Source organism: Alicyclobacillus sp. SP_1, from assembly GCF_024706985.1.
Lineage (GTDB): Bacteria > Bacillota > Bacilli > Alicyclobacillales > Alicyclobacillaceae > Alicyclobacillus_I.
In genome coordinates, this window is record NZ_JAMCCX010000034.1 from 1 (window position 1) to 17,106 (window position 17,106).

16 protein-coding genes are annotated in these 17,106 nt (G+C 54.4%); 11 read left to right on the forward strand and 5 right to left on the reverse strand.

What is annotated here, in order from left to right; all coding sequences use genetic code 11:
* The 3 genes from tnpC to tnpA form a co-directional block, all read right to left on the reverse strand.
* Nucleotides 1-1,071: IS66 family transposase (gene tnpC, locus M4I36_RS10285; protein WP_258111649.1), on the reverse strand; the 1,071-nt coding region annotated here is incomplete at its 3' end.
* Nucleotides 1,072-1,138: 67 nt separating this feature from the next.
* Nucleotides 1,139-1,480 (reverse strand): IS66 family insertion sequence element accessory protein TnpB, encoded by a 342-nt coding sequence (tnpB, locus tag M4I36_RS10290; protein WP_258111650.1) that lies wholly within the window; start codon nucleotides 1,478-1,480, stop codon nucleotides 1,139-1,141.
* A gap of 17 nt (nucleotides 1,481-1,497) precedes the next feature.
* A complete protein-coding gene (gene tnpA, locus M4I36_RS10295) occupies nucleotides 1,498-1,821 on the reverse strand; it encodes an IS66 family insertion sequence element accessory protein TnpA (RefSeq protein ID WP_258111651.1) in 324 nt (107 codons plus the stop codon).
* A 44-nt stretch (nucleotides 1,822-1,865) separates the two neighbouring features.
* On the opposite strand from tnpA, the gene M4I36_RS10300 reads away from it, so the two are divergent.
* On the forward strand, nucleotides 1,866-6,032 hold the full coding sequence (locus M4I36_RS10300) for an RHS repeat domain-containing protein (RefSeq protein ID WP_258111652.1): 4,167 nt from the start codon (nucleotides 1,866-1,868) through the stop codon (nucleotides 6,030-6,032).
* A 356-nt stretch (nucleotides 6,033-6,388) separates the two neighbouring features.
* Here M4I36_RS10300 and M4I36_RS10305 read toward each other — a convergent pair whose 3' ends face one another.
* Nucleotides 6,389-6,538 carry a P-loop NTPase family protein gene (locus M4I36_RS10305; RefSeq protein ID WP_258111653.1) on the reverse strand — a complete coding sequence of 50 codons (150 nt, stop codon included), beginning with the start codon at nucleotides 6,536-6,538 and terminating at the stop codon, nucleotides 6,389-6,391.
* The gene (locus M4I36_RS10310) at nucleotides 6,516-7,223 is read right to left on the reverse strand and encodes an ArsR/SmtB family transcription factor (RefSeq protein ID WP_258111654.1); all 708 of its coding nucleotides are present in this window, start codon (nucleotides 7,221-7,223) and stop codon (nucleotides 6,516-6,518) included. The genes M4I36_RS10305 and M4I36_RS10310 overlap by 23 nt, the downstream gene beginning before the upstream one ends.
* Before the next feature lie 112 nt (nucleotides 7,224-7,335).
* On the opposite strand from M4I36_RS10310, the gene M4I36_RS10315 reads away from it, so the two are divergent.
* The 10 genes from M4I36_RS10315 to M4I36_RS10360 all read left to right on the forward strand — a co-directional run.
* On the forward strand, nucleotides 7,336-7,956 hold the full coding sequence (locus M4I36_RS10315; RefSeq protein WP_258111655.1) for a flavin reductase family protein: 621 nt from the start codon (nucleotides 7,336-7,338) through the stop codon (nucleotides 7,954-7,956).
* Nucleotides 7,957-8,271: 315 nt separating this feature from the next.
* Nucleotides 8,272-8,604 (forward strand): hypothetical protein, encoded by a 333-nt coding sequence (locus M4I36_RS10320; protein WP_258111656.1) that lies wholly within the window; start codon nucleotides 8,272-8,274, stop codon nucleotides 8,602-8,604.
* A gap of 1,088 nt (nucleotides 8,605-9,692) precedes the next feature.
* A complete protein-coding gene (locus M4I36_RS10325) occupies nucleotides 9,693-10,628 on the forward strand; it encodes a hypothetical protein (protein ID WP_258111657.1) in 936 nt (311 codons plus the stop codon).
* A 333-nt stretch (nucleotides 10,629-10,961) separates the two neighbouring features.
* Complete coding sequence (locus tag M4I36_RS10330) at nucleotides 10,962-12,128, forward strand: hypothetical protein (protein WP_258111658.1); 1,167 nt, start codon at nucleotides 10,962-10,964, stop codon at nucleotides 12,126-12,128.
* Between the two features lie 251 nt (nucleotides 12,129-12,379).
* Complete coding sequence (locus tag M4I36_RS10335; protein ID WP_258111659.1) at nucleotides 12,380-13,609, forward strand: ParB/RepB/Spo0J family partition protein; 1,230 nt, start codon at nucleotides 12,380-12,382, stop codon at nucleotides 13,607-13,609.
* Nucleotides 13,610-13,612: 3 nt separating this feature from the next.
* Entirely contained in the window at nucleotides 13,613-15,412 is a 1,800-nt protein-coding gene (locus M4I36_RS10340) for an ATP-dependent helicase (RefSeq protein WP_258111660.1), read from the forward strand.
* A 26-nt stretch (nucleotides 15,413-15,438) separates the two neighbouring features.
* Nucleotides 15,439-15,981: a hypothetical protein gene (locus M4I36_RS10345; protein WP_258111661.1), complete on the forward strand. Its 543-nt coding sequence runs from the start codon at nucleotides 15,439-15,441 to the stop codon at nucleotides 15,979-15,981.
* A gap of 80 nt (nucleotides 15,982-16,061) precedes the next feature.
* Nucleotides 16,062-16,487 carry a hypothetical protein gene (locus M4I36_RS10350; protein WP_258111662.1) on the forward strand — a complete coding sequence of 142 codons (426 nt, stop codon included), beginning with the start codon at nucleotides 16,062-16,064 and terminating at the stop codon, nucleotides 16,485-16,487.
* Nucleotides 16,488-16,574: 87 nt separating this feature from the next.
* On the forward strand, nucleotides 16,575-16,814 hold the full coding sequence (locus tag M4I36_RS10355) for a hypothetical protein (RefSeq protein WP_258111663.1): 240 nt from the start codon (nucleotides 16,575-16,577) through the stop codon (nucleotides 16,812-16,814).
* Nucleotides 16,811-17,106 (forward strand): ASCH domain-containing protein (locus tag M4I36_RS10360; protein ID WP_258111664.1); only part of this gene is annotated, 296 nt, incomplete at its 3' end. The genes M4I36_RS10355 and M4I36_RS10360, both read left to right, overlap by 4 nt.

The window sequence follows — 17,106 nt, forward strand, 5'->3', positions numbered from 1 at the left end:
TAGCCCCATCCTGGCGGCCGTCGGCTTTTTTTGTTCTGCTGCGGGCAATGTCTGGAGTGCCTCATGAAATTTGCGCCGCGCGTGTGCCCAGCACCCTACCAACTTCACATTCTCCAGATCGTGGTAACCACTGTATCCGTCCACGTGTAGGTAGCCTTTGAATCCTCTCAAAAATTCTTTCGGATGCTCTTTCGAGCGCGATTCTTGGTAGTCATAGAGTACAATGGCGGGTCCATCTCTTCCACTGCGATACAGCCACATGTACGATTTGGATGGTGCTGGCCGTCCGGGTTCGTGCAGCACTTGTACGGTCGTCTCGTCTGCATGTGCGTATCGCCTTTGGAGCAATTCCTGATGCAGTTGGTCGTATACCTTGGCAAGCCACTCGCAAGCACCCCATACCACCCAATTGGCCAATGTCTGCCTGGAGAGAGCTAAGCCCTGGCGGGCAAATTGCTGTTCCTGGCGATACAGCGGCATGGCCTCGAGATACTTCTTCGTCATGACGTACGACACCATCGATGGGGATGCAAGGCTACCCGGAAATGCCGGACGAGGCATCGGAGTCTTCACCACGGGTGGGTTCACTTCTTGTTTTTCACAAGGACGGCAGCCGTACAGGTATTGCACATGCTCCACAACGACTGTTTTTGCCGGAATATGTTTGAGTTCCCGACGGACCTCCGTGCTCATTTCATGCATCAAACCGCCACAGCAACTGCAAATCCGCTCTTCTTCCGGTAGGCGATACTCCCTTCTCTCTACAGGAAGATCCTTGAGCATCTGTTCCCGTTGGCCAGGCTGTTTCTTCCGCCGTTCCACCAGGACGGTTTCTGTCGTCGGTTCCTCGGGAGCCCTTTCCGACGCCACTTCGGCTTCGTTGAAAAGCCTCAGTTGTTCCGTGTCAGAACGCTCGCTGGTCGGACCAAAACGTTGATGCCGAGACAGGCGAAGTTGTTCCAAAAGCAGTTTCACCTGTAGTCTTAAGTCAGCAATTTCTTCTTTCAGTAACTGGTTTTCCTGCTGTAGAGATTCGACCTGTTCGATGGGTTCCGTCGCCTTGTTTTCCATACAGAATACTTCGCCAGAAAGGTCCTAAATCCCTTGTTCCTATTGGGTTTTTTGAAGATTTTCTTCGTCAAATAACGGCTCTCACACCCACCTTCGGATGGGCTTTCTGCTGGGCCAAGGATAAGCCGTCCAACAACCAGTTCAACTCGCGGCGGCTGATGAGAATGGTCTTGTCCGAACTCGCTTCAGGCCACTCAAATCGTCCCTTCTCAAGACGGCGGTAGAGGAGCCAGAAACCGTTGTGCTCCCAATACAGGATTTTCAACTTGTCCCGTTGCCGGTTGCAGAACACATACAGGCAAGGAGCAAACGGGTCTAGTTGGAAAGACGCCTGCACCAGCGCAGCCAATCCATCGATAGACTTTCGCAAGTCCGTATTGCCACAGGCTAAGTACACACGCGTCTCCAAGTCGATGCCACGGAACATTATTCCGCCAGTGCCCGAACCACTTGCTTCAACAGGGATGGATGGAATCCACTCTTCACCTCAATAGAAACTGAACCTACATGGACCATGAGGGTACCTTCGGAAGTCCCCACAAGGCCAGACTCGTTCACTCGAACAGGCAGCCACCCTACTGGAGACGAGGTATGCTCTGAGACCGTTTGATGGGCAAACTTTCGCACCCAGCGCCGGAATTGATTCACATTCAGGTCGTATTCTCTGCACCACGCTGTGGCCGTCTCGCCACTGGCCAGAAACTCATCGACACGGGCTTTCCACTGCTTTCGTGCTTCCTCTTTGGACATGAAAAACACCCCCTGGAATTCACTTGAGGACATTATCTCTCCTTATGAATTCACAAACGAGGTGTGAATTATTTGACGCTCACGTCGGCACAGGCCACGACCACGTGGACCAGATGGAGGAAGAGAGCGGCTCGCACGGGACGTTGACGGATACGCTGAGCGCCAGTTCGTCCGGACTCGCGCCGGGGAATTACACGGCCTACTTCTACACGACAGACGCCGTCCATCGGCCAGCAGCAACGGCTGCCACAACGACCTTCACGGTGACTGGGAGCAGCGGAGGCAGTGGCAGCGGTGGAGGGCCAAGCATCACGCTCTCTGCGAATCCCACGTCACTCACGACCGGCAGTGCCTCGACGTTGACCGCGGTCACAAGCGGTGTCTCGCCGAATGCGATGGATGAGATCGACATCGTCGACGTGAGCGGGGACAACACGCTCGGCGGGCAAAACAGCGAGACCACGTTGTCCGACACGAGCGCGACCGCGACGGCCACGGACGACACGGCGCAGACGGTCGAGTATGAGGCAGAGATCATCAACTTCAACTCCGGGGCGATCCTCGCGACGTCGGCTCCGGTGGACGTGACCTGGACGTCTGCGGCTACTGCGCCCGTCGTGGCACCGACGATTACGCTCAGCGCCGATCCGACGAAACTCGCGTCGGGGGATGCCACGACGCTGACGTACGATACGCAAAACTTTGCGTCCGGAGACTCTGTCGTGATCATGGGTACGGGGGGGCCGCAAAACTACTATGCCACTCAATTAACGGCGGACGGCGAGGCAACGGACACGGAATCCCCAGCCAATGGGCAGACGACGACGGTGCGTTATGTGGCGGAAGTGCTGAACGCACAGGGGCAAGCGGTCGCCACCTCGAAGGCGGTGTCGGTTGAATGGACAAGCCTTACACCCACGCTGACGTTGAGTGCGAACCCGACGACGAATCCGAGTGGCAACATGGCCACCATCGCTTATACCGTTGCCAACATGGGGAACGGCGATTACGTGGCCATTGCCGGTACGGGCGGACAGGACATGTGGGAGGAAACCCACGATACCCAGAGCGCGGCCGACTGGTACGAGATCGAGAGTCCCTATAACGGGAACGATACGGACGTACATTATACGGCTACGTTGTACGATGCTTCGGGAAGTCCCCTGGCGACAGCTACGGCCTCTGTGGACTGGACCAGTGTAGCGCCTACCGTCACGCTCACTGCGAATCCTGCGGTCAATGTGCCAGGTCAGCCGTCGGAGCTGATGTATCAAGTGCAAGGCACGATGGCACCGGGCGACTTTGTATCGGTGGCACCGATTGCGGGCAATGGGAGCGATGAGTGGCGTGCTTCCAAGCAGACAGCCTATGAAGAAACGGATGAAGAGACCGAGAATCCGCAAGCAGGGCAAACGATTCAAGTGGAGTATCAGGCGACGCTGTATGCGCCGAATGGGTCCATTGTCAGCGCAGCGACCGTCACGGTCGAGTGGGTGAATGCGTGGGATGGGGCACTCACCTTGACGGCCCAACCCCGTCAACTGGGCGTTTATCAATCGACGACGCTGACGGTGGATGCGAGTCAAGCCGTGCCGGCAGGCGATACGATCTATTTGTTCAATCAAACCACCGGGCAGATGGTGGGGTACGGTACCTCCGCGACCTATACCACGACGTACGCCAGTGCCGCGGCTGCGACGGATACGTTTGTCGCCGAACTGTCGGATGGCTATGAGACCCTTGGCACGCCGAGCAATACGGCAAGCGTACAGTGGACGAGTGCCTCGATCCAGGCGAGTCCGACGCTACTTGGGGTGCATCAGACCTCTACGATTGTGGGACAGGCATCCAACCTGCCGAAAGGGGATTGGCTTCTGCTTGAAAACACGACCACGGGTCAAGTCCTCGGCTCTACGCAAGACGCGACACTGTCCGTATCCCAAACCGAATCTCAAGCCCAAACGGACAGCTACGAGTCCTTGGTCGCCGCTACAGATTCCGTCTCGGAGGCATTGACGCACTCTACTCCCGTGAGTGTGGACTGGTATGCGGTCACCTTGACGGCGCAGCCGACGTACTTGCCCATTGGGCAAAACACCACGCTGACGGCATCGACGCAGAATCTCCCGAATGGGTACGTACTGGACATTGTGCGAAAAAGCGACGGAAAAATTCTTGCTACGGGCACGCTTGGAGAGACCACGCTCACGACGACCACCGAAGAGCCTACGCCGTCCACGGAAAACTATGTCGCCGACATCATCCGGCCGGCTGACACCGGCTACGGGCTATGGGCGGCCGTCGTTGAGCAAGCCCCGTACGTTTACGGAGGGCCGACGACCGAGCCACCCATGATCCCGGATGGAGCGGTAGTGTACAACGGGAGTACCTGGACTAACGAAGGCGATCCCAATGGGGATGCCGACGTCACTGCGCTCGCCTACGATGCAGCCGATGGAGATACGTGGGCGGGCACCTCATCCGCAGGCGTTGCCTACTGGAACGGGAACGCGTGGGTTAATACGGGGGATCCGGGCGGTGATGGAGACATCGTAGGACTGACGTATGTTCCGAGCACCCAACAGATGTGGGCGCTGACGCGTACGGGCGTGGCCTATTGGGACGGGTCGAATTGGATACCGACGAGACTGCCTGCGCTCCAAGACTTGTCGACTCCGGCCATGACGGATTTAACAGCGGGTCCGAACGGAACGCTTCTGCTTGTGCAGCAGTCGTCGAGTTCCGCACAGTTGGATGAGTGGAACGGGTATACCTGGTTGCCGACCTACAGTACGGCGCTGACTTTAAACTTCGATGGCGGCACCTTCGTGACGAGTGCGTTGGGCAATGTGGTGTACGATCCGTTGGGCGGAGACGTGTACTTGGATGAATTCCAACACAAGATTTACTACAACAGTCATTATCACGATCACGTGGGGCAAGCGTTTGGGAATATCTACGCATTACCCTTTAACCAACTGTTCAACAGCCAAGCGACGTGGACGATGGCGTATCCAGGATACATCGATGCGTCGACCAACTTGCTGGGTGTGGGAAGTGGCGGTCACGTGTACTTGGGTGGGGGTCTTGGACCCATGTACTATTACGGCGGGTATGTCGACCAAGCCTATCCGAACGGCTCGTCGCTTGCAGTGACCAACAAAGAACAGATCGAACCCTGGATTGGCGGTCTCGCGTGGGACGACTACATCTGGCCGCAACCGACGTCGTTTGCAGAGAATGATGGGAACAACTACATTGGCTGGTCTCCGGCCGATGTAGGGACTGGCGGGGACAACGTCATCGAGGACATGGCGAATCCCATAGGGGATACGGCCAACGACATCTCCACGACGAATGCGCTCACGTTTAATCCGAACGTTGGTCTCGACCAGCCCACGCCGACGATCCTACAAACGTCGTCACCCGTCTCAGTCACGTGGTATCAATACGACCTGTCGCTGACGACCAGTCCCACGATGCTTGCTACGGGTGCGAAGACGACGCTCACGGCAACGGCTCCGGCAGGCATGCCGTCCGGCGCCGTCATCCAAATCCGAGACGAGACGACCGATCAGGTGGTCGGTACGAGTGCGCCGAATGCGACGTCGTATACCACGACGTGGTCAGAGTCGAGTGTGCAGACGGATACGTTTGTGGCGGCGATTGTGAGCGCCAGCGGTCAGGACGTATCGGAGAGCGATACCGTGCCAGTGACCTGGACGGAAGCGCCGCTTACGTTGTCGGATGCCGAGGTGTATCATGCGCCGGGGTGGCAAACCAACCTCGACAACTACAACAAGTTCATGGAGAGTTATGACCCAAGTATGGTTCGCTCCGAGAGCGACTTTTGGGCCGGGGAGATGCTCAAGTTCCGGGTGAAGCCGAGTCTGACGGATATTGCCGAAGCTTATGTCGAGATACCTGGATTGAATTTTCCCCCGGTGCTCCCGCCCAACATGCCAGTGGATTTCGAGTTTCCGTTTGAGATCCCGCTGACCTACGATGCGGCGACGGGCTATTTAGAAGGACATACGCCAGGCGCATGGGCCACGTGGCTGCAATATCTAGAGAACGATACGTACACGGTAGAGTTTTGGGTGAAGAGTGCGGACCATCAAGTCGCTACCGCCCACGCCAGCTTCACCATCTGGCATCACTGGGTGGGTGCCACTCTCGCCTCGTACTACCAAATCCACGAAACGTATTGAAAGGAGTAGCAAAGCGCATCGCCTCTATCGGCGGTGCGCTTATTTTCGTCGACTTGCTTGATAGAACGCTGTTTTGGGGCGCATACAACGGGGCATTGAAACAAGAACGACGGTCGCTTGAGCGTGCTCACGTGCTCTGTCTACGATTTGGCGTCACCGTTCGTTTCTCGTTCTTCAAGTCGTCCATCGGTCAAACAGGTTAAAACAGGCCAAAGCGCTTTTTCTTCCGAGTCGGCGTCTTGCAGCAATTGTGCGAGCCCCTGCGTCTTCTCTCACAAGCCCCCTAATCAGGTTGTCCAATCTGATTAGGGGGCTTGTGAGCATTCCTCGCTTGGCGTGTCTACCCAGCCTGTTTTCTAAAACAGGCGATTCAGATGGAGGTCGTAGCTGCCCGTGATGTCACCGAGTTGATGTGCGGACGTGGAATTGCCGGTTTCTGGTGACCAGATGATAGCGATGGGTTTCAACTTGGCATCCCCACCTCTATTCGGCTTGTTTCCACTCATCGTCGAACGTAATCCCGAGCTCTTGACTCAATCCCCGAAACCCGTATTTTGTGACTTGGATGGCTCTCCCGCCTGGTATACTGTCAATCCAACTCAGGTCAAACAGCCTGGTCGTAAGCGCAGCCCCAAGTGCCCCGGCCATATGATGTCGTCGCTCACTCCAATCGAGACATTGCCGAGCAAAATGGCGTCGTCCACGTCGAATCTCGTCGAGATCCATCCCGAAGTCCCTGAACCACTTCGCTCCATCGATTGAAACAGCGAAATCCCGTCCCTCTTCATGCAGTAAACCGAGTGCCAACAACCTGTGCGTCAACGCAACCCCCACTTCGCCTGCGATATGGTCATAACACGTACGGGCAAAATGCAGTGCCTTTGACTGGTCCGACTCTCTGAGTGAGCGAACCGGTTTCGGTGGCGCAATGGCATGGAGGGCCTCCAATGCCTGCCCAACCTCTGCACTCGCCAATCGATAATATCTATGGCGGCCGTATGATTCATGGACCAATAGCCCGCCTTCCACCATCTTGGCCAGATGGGAACTGGCTGTTTGCGGCGTCACATGAGCTGCACGAGCAAGCTCACTGGCTGGCAACGCCTTTCCGCTAAGCAAATTCATGAGCATGGCGGCACGAGAGGGATCCCCGATAAGTGATGCGACTTCCACGATATTGGGCGTCGCCACATGACCACCTCCATTCAACAGTCCGAACATACATTCACACTTCGATGATAGTCGAATTTTTTGCGTCTTACAATGGATGAGCAACAGAAAGATGTATGGGAGGTTAAACTCAATGAATCAGCGTGTAGACGAATCACTTCGGACCAGGATCGTTCACCCAAAAATCTTATATTTCGGCACGCCTGTCGTGTTACTCACGACACTGAACGAGGACGAAACAAGCAACATCACACCAATGTCATCTGCGTGGGCACTCGGAAATCGAATTGTTCTTGGTCTGGGTGAAGGCGGCCATGGGCTCGCTAATCTGCGACGACACGGCGAATGTGTTGTTAACTTGCCGGATCCATCACTTTGGAAGAAGGTAGAGGCGCTGGCTCCCTTCACAGGGGCGAATCCAGTTCCCGACCACAAGAAGGGTGTGTTTCACCATGCCGAGGACAAGTTTGCGGAGGCCGGTTTGACTGCGGTCCAATCACACCACGTGCTCCCGACTCGCATTGCGGAATGTCCGCTACAAATCGAAGCCAAGGTCATGGACATTCGAACCACGGGCGAGGGTCCACGCTTTGGGGTTATCGAGGTAGAAGCATTGGCTGTTCATGCCTGCGAAAGAATCGTGGTGGACGAGTCGCATATCGACCCGGCGACATGGAGTCCACTCATCTACAATTTTCGTCATTATTTTGGACTTGGCGAGGAGTTGGGGAAAACGTTCCGCGCGGAAGTCTGAGTTGGTTTTCCGGGCTCAAGTGCGGAATACTATATGAACTCATGAAGTTGTCAACGAGTTTACACAAAACTATTTAAGTGACCACTCCCCATGCCTAAAGGCAAGGGGAGTGGTCACGAACATCGGGCAAGCCCATCTTGGAGCCGCTTTTCAAACATTTCCTGACATGAGTCAGTGAGCGGTCTTCTCAAGGAATATTTCCTGTTGTATTAGGTACACTTTAAACATCTAAACGCACAATTCCTTGTTAATTTATTTGCACAATATAGTGTTATAATGGAGGTGAGAACCTTGGACAGAAAGGAGTCCATTCACATGAGTACGACCTTTGCCAAAGAAGAGATGATCCAGGCGAATCAATTCCGAACTCTCTCACAAAAGGCTTTACAACAAGAACTACAGTCTCACGAAAAAATCGGAGTACTGTTCCCAAATACAGGCCTCGATGCCGTCATGATGTCGTACGAACGATATGCAGCAATGGCAGAACGACTGACCGAGTTGGAAGAAATGCTTGAAAACGTGCAATTGAATCAGGAATTCGGCCACCGATTCACTGCACCAAAAGAACAGTGGATTGAGCATCCCGAAGGCCTGTCTACCTTGGAGATATATCAGCAACGTCGAAAGGAACAATCCAGCACATGAATCGAGTTGACCATCAGGATTTTTTCGACGTTGATTTGCCTAGGATCGAAGGCGAATGCGGAGATGATATGGAGTTTGACGAATTCCTAGACTGCCTGGATAAGGCTGTTCATGAAATCATGAAAGACCCAGCCAATGAGGGGGCATCGCTAACTCGACCCCCTCTGGCACCTACATACCGAAAAAAGAAATTTCACTCGATGAGACGTCCACCCCAAGGCAAGAAGGCAGATATGCGCCTTGTGTATCGATGTGACATTGCCACAAACACACTTTACGTGTTCGGAGTCGGGAAACGACTGCCTTATAAGGTTGATGACATCTACGAAATCCTTAACCCACGCATTCCAATTTAAACATCACGACGAGTCCTTAAAACGACAGTAGCCACCCCAAAGTTGGAAGCGGCTACTTCTTTTCTGGAACAATATTCAATTCATTTAGATTACGGTTCCATTCAGTTGGTCTTAAGTCAATAGACCACACGGACGCGTTTCCATGACTCCGGACATAACCTGGGCACCACTCCTTTCAAGACACGTCCCGCTATCTACGATTGACGGCGGACACGTACCCCGACATTGGTGAGCGTCAAGTAAATTCATGAGGAGAGATCATGTCCTCAAGTGAATTCCAGGGGGTGTTTTTTCATGTCGAAAGAGGAAACGCGAAAGCAGCGGAAAGCTCGTGTCGATGAGTTTCTGGCCAGCGGCGAGACGACCACAGCGTGGTGAAGAGAACATGACCTCAATGTGAATCAATTCCCACGCTGGGTGCGATCCGATGGACAGATTACATCAAGTCAGCGGTCCCACACAGTCATGGATGATGGGCACCAACCGAATCGGTGCTGCTTGTATTTCGATGTGCTGAATCTAAAGACCGGTGACCACTGGAAATCCCACGAGGTAAAAAAGGATTGAATCTCACTTCGCGTTTCTTGGCTAATTTCCTACTCATGAAATTCTCAAATGGACAATGATGGGTTATGAATGTGGGGTTTAAACTGGCGCGTCTGAAATTCTGGCGAAAAATTGGCGTGTTAGGGTGTGGTCGGATGTTTTAGTGTTAGCTGTGGAGGTGGTTGTATGGAATTTCGTCCAGCGGACGATGTGTCGCTTGTGCACATCAAGAAAGTACAAGAGTTGATTGGCCGACATTATCAAGCGATGACAAGACTTCGGCAGAGCATGTTTCGCATGCTCATCGGAACGCACGTCCCTCATTTGGAGCACTATTTGACCTTTCTCGACGATGCACAAGCCGATATAAGTCAGTATTTGCAGAATGAGTTATTCGCTACGTTGATGCGATACGATTCCGATTTGCATCAAGAAATGTGGGATGTTATTCCGGAGGACATGAAGTTAGAGATAGGTGAGCACGGATTTGTGATCAAAAACATTCCCAAGTGGATGCTTGGACATGGGGCGAAAAAGAAATATTCTTCTCTTTTCAGAAGTGACTCACCGAGCATACGCAAAGAAATCGTATGGCATCATGTTTTGGGGAAGTTGCTGGAGAAGTGCGTTCAGCAAGACTCTTGTGAGTTTCACAGCTTCGATGAGTTGCCAAATCCTAAGACATACGCCAAGTTAGTCATTGTATTTCGTTCGGATACTCCAGAGCGTATTCGGGATATGGACCACTACGTCCCCACGTTTGAACCTTTGGTCAATCGACTGAGGGGATTCTTCATTTCGAGCGATGCTCCGGAGCGTTTGTCCTTTGCCTTTGAATGGGAACAGGATTCCTGCGCAAGTTCGGCGACAGTCGATATCTATGGATACACCTCAGAAATTCCGTTTACGTCTTGGCGGACGCTGTATGAGGAGGTGGATGAAGATAAGGCAAGAAATGCCGCGTTGAAGGCGGTCAAGATGCTGCCAGAGGGGAGCCCGAGGAGTAGCCTTTCCCCCCTCAGCGACACGAGCAGACGAGTGGATGAGGAAGCGTATGTCGTACGAACCCCTTTGAAACGAAGATCCAAAATGACGGACGAAGAAGACGGTAAGTTCTTTTAGACGCAAGATTAAAGCAAGTGAACGCGTTTGCTCTTTAACCTCCATATAAAATATTTTGTAGTATCTAATGGATCTAAAATGTAATTTAGGGTAGACGGGTTTCGGCAGGAAAAACGATATTACGAACATTCTGCTCTTAATACTCTTTTTAAATAGACGATGCGAGCGAATGTCCCTTTTATTATTTGGGATTTCCAAGCCTTCGTGTAAGAAATCTCGCCGTCAAAAGCGACCAGGTTCAACACGTGGGGTGGACCGAACGGTCTACGCCACATGTTGAACAGAGGTGTCGTGAGTGAGGGAATGAACGAAAAAATCTGTAGGAGGCTTGCAATGGTAACAGGGGATGGGGTCACGATACAAAAGAGGCGAGAACGGGCGGATGAAGCGGCGCGGGCCATCGCACGAGTCGGGGTCATGACCTATGCCCAAATTGGCAGATTTCTCGGTATTCCGCAGTTGACCGTAGAGAGACTCGTAGCGTATCAACCGGATGTCTTCACGGTAAAAAGTCCACCCAAGAGTATGAAGATGGGCCGCTACGAGGTATCGAATCGTATCCAAAAAGTGATAGGAGTAACGAAAGAGACACTAGCGAAGTGGGAACAACAAGAGAATTTGCAGAGGGTGCGGCCGCAAGTCTCGGCGGAAGTTCTCCCACAGACGTTGAAAGTGGCAGAGGTATTGGTGGGCTTGAACCGAAGCGGTGAGCTTTATACGAAGTGGGATGTTCAACTCCCGGTGATAAGAGGGTTGCATGCGGAGTTGATTCACACGGAAGATCCCGACCAACGTATCGGAGTGTTCGTACAACCGGATCGATTGAGTGTTAGAGAGCGACCCAATGCGAAAAGAATTATGGGGAGTATCGCGAGGCAAGTGGCAGGAGTGGTTTACAAAGCGACAGCGTATGGCTCCGTATCCCAAATATTGTTTTTGTGCTCTTCGGCGTTCTATTATGAGACCCTGGATGCGCTATCTCGTTTGAACTATGAAAGATGCTTCTTCTATGCTGTGCCTTACGACGCTTTCATTCGCAATCCATCTTGCTTTTTAGAGTCTATAGTGCACGGGGAGATCCGCTGGAAAAATCCGTTGCTGGAACATCTGCATGGCACGAAGGAGATGCCGGGGTGGCGAGGGGATTACTTTGCAACCGTACTCATCGAAGACCGATATCGCATGGTCGACGTGTTCTGTAGCGGCAGTGCCGACAAAGTTCGTCAGTGGCTTTCGGAAACCAAGGGCGTTGCCACGCACGACCCGAAACGAGATGCCGTAGGCAGAGTCTATGTCGAGAATGAGACGATGCGCGTAGCGCTCGAAAAAGTCCTCTCGGATCGAAGACGCCATCAGGAGCCGTCCATCGTCGAAGTGTACCCTTGGCCAGAGGGAATGGACACTTCGAGCACGAAGAGCGCCGTCATCGAAGATGAGTTCGAGGAGGCTTGGAGCGATGAGGAGTTCTTGGCGGCCATGGACGATCCTCGAATGTGTTGAAGGGGAGCGCTGGATGGGACGGCGGGACGCCGTTCGAGCCAGCGCGAAGGTCGACGGTGACCACAAGGGGAACGCAGTCGCATGAAAGTAAGGCCGTCGTCGACTCGTCCGTGGAGGGCGAGGCAACGAGGGCCGAAGGTCGCCACCAGCCGCCGAGAGCGCAGGCATCGTAGGAGCCGCAGAGAATGGCGTAAACGTGGCGATCAGTAGAGCATCGAACCGTGAGAAAATGGACGAAGGAGGTGACGCCGTTGAAGGAGACTGTGGCGTGGGTGGATCCGAAGACGTTGCGACCGCATCCGGACCGAGAGCGACTGGGGTCGGTGCTGTCGAGTACGGACGGACGGTATCTGCTCATCAAAGACAGCATCGAAGTCGAAGGCATCCAAGTCCCGCTGAAAGCGCAGCGAAGCACCTCGATTCTCCTAGCGGGACACACGCGTCAACGCATCGCGCTGGAACTGGAGCTTAAGACGGTGCCGGTGGTGTGGTGTGACGTCGGAGACGAGGAAGCGCTGTTCACCATGGCCATCGACAACCACCTGCGCAGGGGCGACGAACAGGACCCGATCAAGCTGGCAGAGACGTTTCGGACGATCATGCGTTTGGTCGGATACGAGCTGGGCGGCGAACGGTTCCGTCGAGTGGCGGAGCCCGAGCCGATGGAGGATGCGCCGAGGTCTACACGGTGGACTTTGGTGGAGCGAACGAGACAGAAAACAGCGAAGGAGATCGCGGAACGGTTCGGAGTGTCCCGAGCCAATTTCTTTCGCTACTTAGAACTGCTGAATCTGATCCCCGAACTGCAAGCGCTCGTCTCCAGTCACAAGTTAGGTGTCAAAGCAGGCGCCATCTTGTCCAAATTGCCACACCCGTACCAAGAGAAAGTCTACGTAAGCATCCCCCCAGAGCAGCGAAACAAGTCGGAGTATCGACTGTCGGAAAGAGAAGCGCACAACTTCGCGGAGATATACGCCGCCAAAGTGGCGTCTGAGCGATCGGAGGCAGGGCTGGAGGCCTCGGATGCGTCGTGGACGCTCTCGGTGTCCGAGAGGGACCTTGACGCTTGGGGAAAGTCCGACCTGTCCGTCGAGAACGCCGCGCTCTACTATCTGGGCGACGAGCGACGTCAAGGCTACCTGCGTGCGGTCAACGACGTGGACTCAGAATACGGCGAGGAGCGTGCGAACGACTGGGAACGGTTTGAAGGCGTGGTGCAGGAGATGGCGGAGAAGGTGGTGCTCATGGACGACGAAGCCACACGGATCGCCTATAGCAATCGTCGGTTGAACAGTACGCTGGAGCAGGTGCGAAACGACCTGCAACGATTTGAAGTGGAACTGGTGTCGCTGCGGGTCCTGGTAGGGTCCCACGTGGAGGCCGATGTGCACAAAGCGTGGCAGCACGTGACCGCAGAGTTTCAGCGTATGCATCGCAAGTTGGAGCGGTTGTCGGAGTTGGAGGCGGAAGAGGAGAGGTAGAAGATGGGGACGGAAAGCGAGGGGTGGCGCGTGCCAGCCACGTGGAAAGCATTCAATCCTGCACAACGAGAAGCAGCGCAACATCGAGAGGGTCCGGGGATGGTGATAGCGGCGGCAGGGTCCGGCAAGACGGCCATGCTGCTGGGTCGTATCCAATACTTAATCGAAGCGTGCGGCGTTCCTGCCTCCAAGATCTTGGCCAGTACGTTTACGCGCAAGGCGGCGGAGGAGATGGAGGTGCGATTGGCAGCGTTGATCGGGGAGCGCGTAGCGGCAAAAGTCAGTCTCGGCACCTTACACTCGGTCGCGTATCGCATGGTACAACCTGCCTACGGGCAAGAGTGGCAGTTGCAAACGGATACATCGTGGATGATCGAACGCGTGTTGGCACCCGCGAGTGCCTATCATCCTTACGGCGTTGGACCGATCTTGAAGCCAGCAGAGGCCGCACTCGGGATTGCGAGAGCGAAAGCGGAGCAACGCATTCCCCCGGAGCAGGAAGCTATCGGGAAGGTGTATCGCGCCTACGAACACTATCGCAAAGAGAAAAAGGTCTACGGGTTGGAGGATTTGGTGAACGATGCGACGCTTCTTTGCAGAACTCGACCTGCAGCGCGAGAAGCGTGGGCGTCGCGGTGGGACTACGTCCTCGTCGACGAATTTCAGGACATCAACTGGTCCCAGTGGCAATTGCTTCTGGAACTGACGAACCGGACTCAGAACCTCTTTGTGGTGGGGGACGACTGGCAAGCGATCTACGGCTTTCGAGGGGCGAGGCCAGACCTCATGACGCAGCATTTTCACACACAGTTTCCGGGAGCGAAGGTGTATCGGTTGACGACGAATTATCGATCCCACGAACTCATCGTCGACTTAGGTCATCGCATCATTGAGCAAAACCGTGGCCATCAATTGGACAAAACGGTCGTGGCCTTTCGCGAAGAAAACGAGGACGTCGTGGTGCAAATCCTGGAAGTCGAGAACGAGGCCGTGGAGGCGAAGTGCGTTGTGGAAGAAATTCGTCGCCACGCCCAGGTGCCGAGGGAGGAGATGGCGATTTTATATCGGTCGCATTTTCAGTCGCGAACGTATGAGGAAGCTCTCAGTCAAGCAGGCATCCCGTATCAGGTGACGGGTGGCCAACCGTTCTATGCGTCTCCGGTGATCAAGGTGCTGCTTGACTACTTGCGCGCAACCTCTCCCGAGTCAGGCCCCGAGGTGTGGGGTCCTCTCTTGAATCGACCAAAGCGGTTTATCCCGAAAGACGTCGTCACTGAGGTCATGGAAGGGGGGCGAGAGGCCATGCTGTCGCACCCAAAATGCCGGTCGTTTGCGAATGTATTGAAGGCGCTGTCGAGGATCGACAATCCGTCCTCCGCTCTGTCGTGGTTGCTGCAACACGTGGAAGGCGTAGTGTCGGAAGAGACGTTGGAAGAACCGTGGCTGGAGTCGTTCGTGCAATCGGCCTCACGGTTCGCGACCGTGCAGGCGTACTTGAACCATGTAGACCGGATGATCGAAGAAAGCAGTGCACAGGCGCCGAGGACAGGAGGCGTGCGATTGTCGACGGTCCATCGGAGCAAAGGTCTTGAGTTCCACACGGTGTTTCTCGTAGGGATGTCGGAAGGGTTGTTCCCCCATCACAAATCCCGTTCGCCCGAAGAATTGCGCGAAGAGACCAGACTGTGCTATGTGGGCATCACGCGCGCGAAAGAAAACCTATACGTGCTCAGTGCCCGAGAGTATGGGGGCAAGATCCGAGCCGTATCCCGCTATGTCAAAGCACTGCAGGAGACGCCGTGAGGCATCGAAGAGAGAGGTGGAAGACCATGAGCGAAGACACGATGCATCGAGACGCCATGCTGTTTGGGATGGCGCAACTGGATTTGTTTGAACCTCTGGAGACGGAAGACGACGAGCTCCGGTATCTGCAAAAGAAATTCTTAGAAGTGCGCAGGGCCCTGCATTTGGGTGGTTTTGTCTGGGTTGACATCGAAGCGTATCCGCTGCTGCTGCCCAAGTGGCAAGCGCTGCACTTGGAGAAAAACCGAGAGTTGACCCACGCAGCACAGATCTGCGACCGAACGGTGGCGCATCTGTCCGAGCCTTGGGCGTTTCAGAAAGAGGTGGCCGTGTATCGGCAGCAGATGGTGACGCAAGGTCCTGCGTTGGTGTCGATGCAATACACGCTGTGGCCCAAGATGCTGGAGAGTCTCATGGATCAACGGTGGCGAACGACTTACGAGTGGACGACGCTCTGGATGGAGGCACAAGAGCATCAGCCGTGGAAGGCGGCAGAACTCTTCTATCTGTCGGCGTTCGTGTCGGCCGGTATTGCGTATACCAAACTGGCCCTCGCTGCGAAATCTTAGAGACCCAACACGAAGCACGAGAATTGGGATACGTTTGGAATAGAGAAACGAGAGAGTGTTTAGAGATGGGTGTGTGTGACTTGGAGAAAAAAGTGAAGACCTTGCTCACGAAAGACACGGTGCTGCAATCACGCAGAGAATATCTGATCTCTCAGACGACACTGCACACCATGAGAGAGATTTTGCAAAAAGTCGCCAACGCGATGGAGGGAAGTCCGCAGGCCCTGACGTGCCCGGACTGGATGAGCGTCTATGCCGAGATCCAACTCGTCCTGCACGAGAAGACGTTGGCTATAGAAAAACTGGAGTGGACGGAACGGTTCCTAGTCGTAGCCAAGCGCTACGTGGAGGCACTCTGTAGGGTCCGAGAACTCGACTATGACGAGGGCGAGAGCGACGTCTTCACGCTGAGGATGGAAGCCATGGCGAAAGCGGAGACGGAACTGTTCGACACCTTGGCCACAGTGTTGGCGCTCAGTCCGCTCTCGTACGAAGACCAAAAGTAGCGTTCGAACGCCGACATGAGCTCGCTTCGCAGGACATAGTAGAAGGGAACGAAGATGCGATGCCCGAGAGAAGAGGAGGCGCAGTGGATGACGGAGAGAACGGCATGCGTTGTGGCCGTAGGCCTGTGGACGATGGGGGCTCTGCTTGGCCCCGCAGGGCTCGATTGGGTTCGTGGGAATCCCGTCGCGATACGCCCCATCCAGCTGTGGTATGCGGGTCTTGGCGATATCCTGATTGCCGCGAGTCTGCGGACGGTGGTCGGCATCCGCGAGACCGTGCGCGACCTGCGCCGATGGCGGGCGTTTGAAGGAGATGGGAGACCGTGACGATCCATGTGCTCAAGATTTGGCCGGAGTATTTTGCTCCGGTGTTGTCGGGACATAGCATGCGTTGGAATAACGACCCAATCAATGTCTTAACGTACGATTGTCGCGCTTTGTTGGCGGTATCCCAGATTGGAGATAGGGATTCGTTAAAAAGAAACCCTACGATGACACACCTTATCAAAACGCTTTTACGGGGTAATTCAGTGCCCCGTTTGTTTTTTTGTTGGCCAAGATATTTACCTGTATTCATTTTGAATAAAATGAGTACAATGAAGAGTATACAAAGGGGGCT

Coding starts and splice junctions, on each gene's coding strand:
- M4I36_RS10320 (WP_258111656.1), top strand. CDS start 8,272: ATGAGTACGACCTTTGCCAAAGAAGAGATGATCCAGGCGAATCAATTC.
- M4I36_RS10315 (WP_258111655.1), top strand. CDS start 7,336: ATGAATCAGCGTGTAGACGAATCACTTCGGACCAGGATCGTTCACCCA.
- M4I36_RS10325 (WP_258111657.1), top strand. CDS start 9,693: ATGGAATTTCGTCCAGCGGACGATGTGTCGCTTGTGCACATCAAGAAA.
- M4I36_RS10330 (WP_258111658.1), top strand. CDS start 10,962: ATGGTAACAGGGGATGGGGTCACGATACAAAAGAGGCGAGAACGGGCG.
- M4I36_RS10355 (WP_258111663.1), top strand. CDS start 16,575: ATGACGGAGAGAACGGCATGCGTTGTGGCCGTAGGCCTGTGGACGATG.
- M4I36_RS10345 (WP_258111661.1), top strand. CDS start 15,439: ATGAGCGAAGACACGATGCATCGAGACGCCATGCTGTTTGGGATGGCG.
- M4I36_RS10340 (WP_258111660.1), top strand. CDS start 13,613: ATGGGGACGGAAAGCGAGGGGTGGCGCGTGCCAGCCACGTGGAAAGCA.
- M4I36_RS10300 (WP_258111652.1), top strand. CDS start 1,866: ATGAATTCACAAACGAGGTGTGAATTATTTGACGCTCACGTCGGCACA.
- M4I36_RS10305 (WP_258111653.1), bottom strand. CDS start 6,538: ATGAGTGGAAACAAGCCGAATAGAGGTGGGGATGCCAAGTTGAAACCC.
- tnpA (WP_258111651.1), bottom strand. CDS start 1,821: ATGTCCAAAGAGGAAGCACGAAAGCAGTGGAAAGCCCGTGTCGATGAG.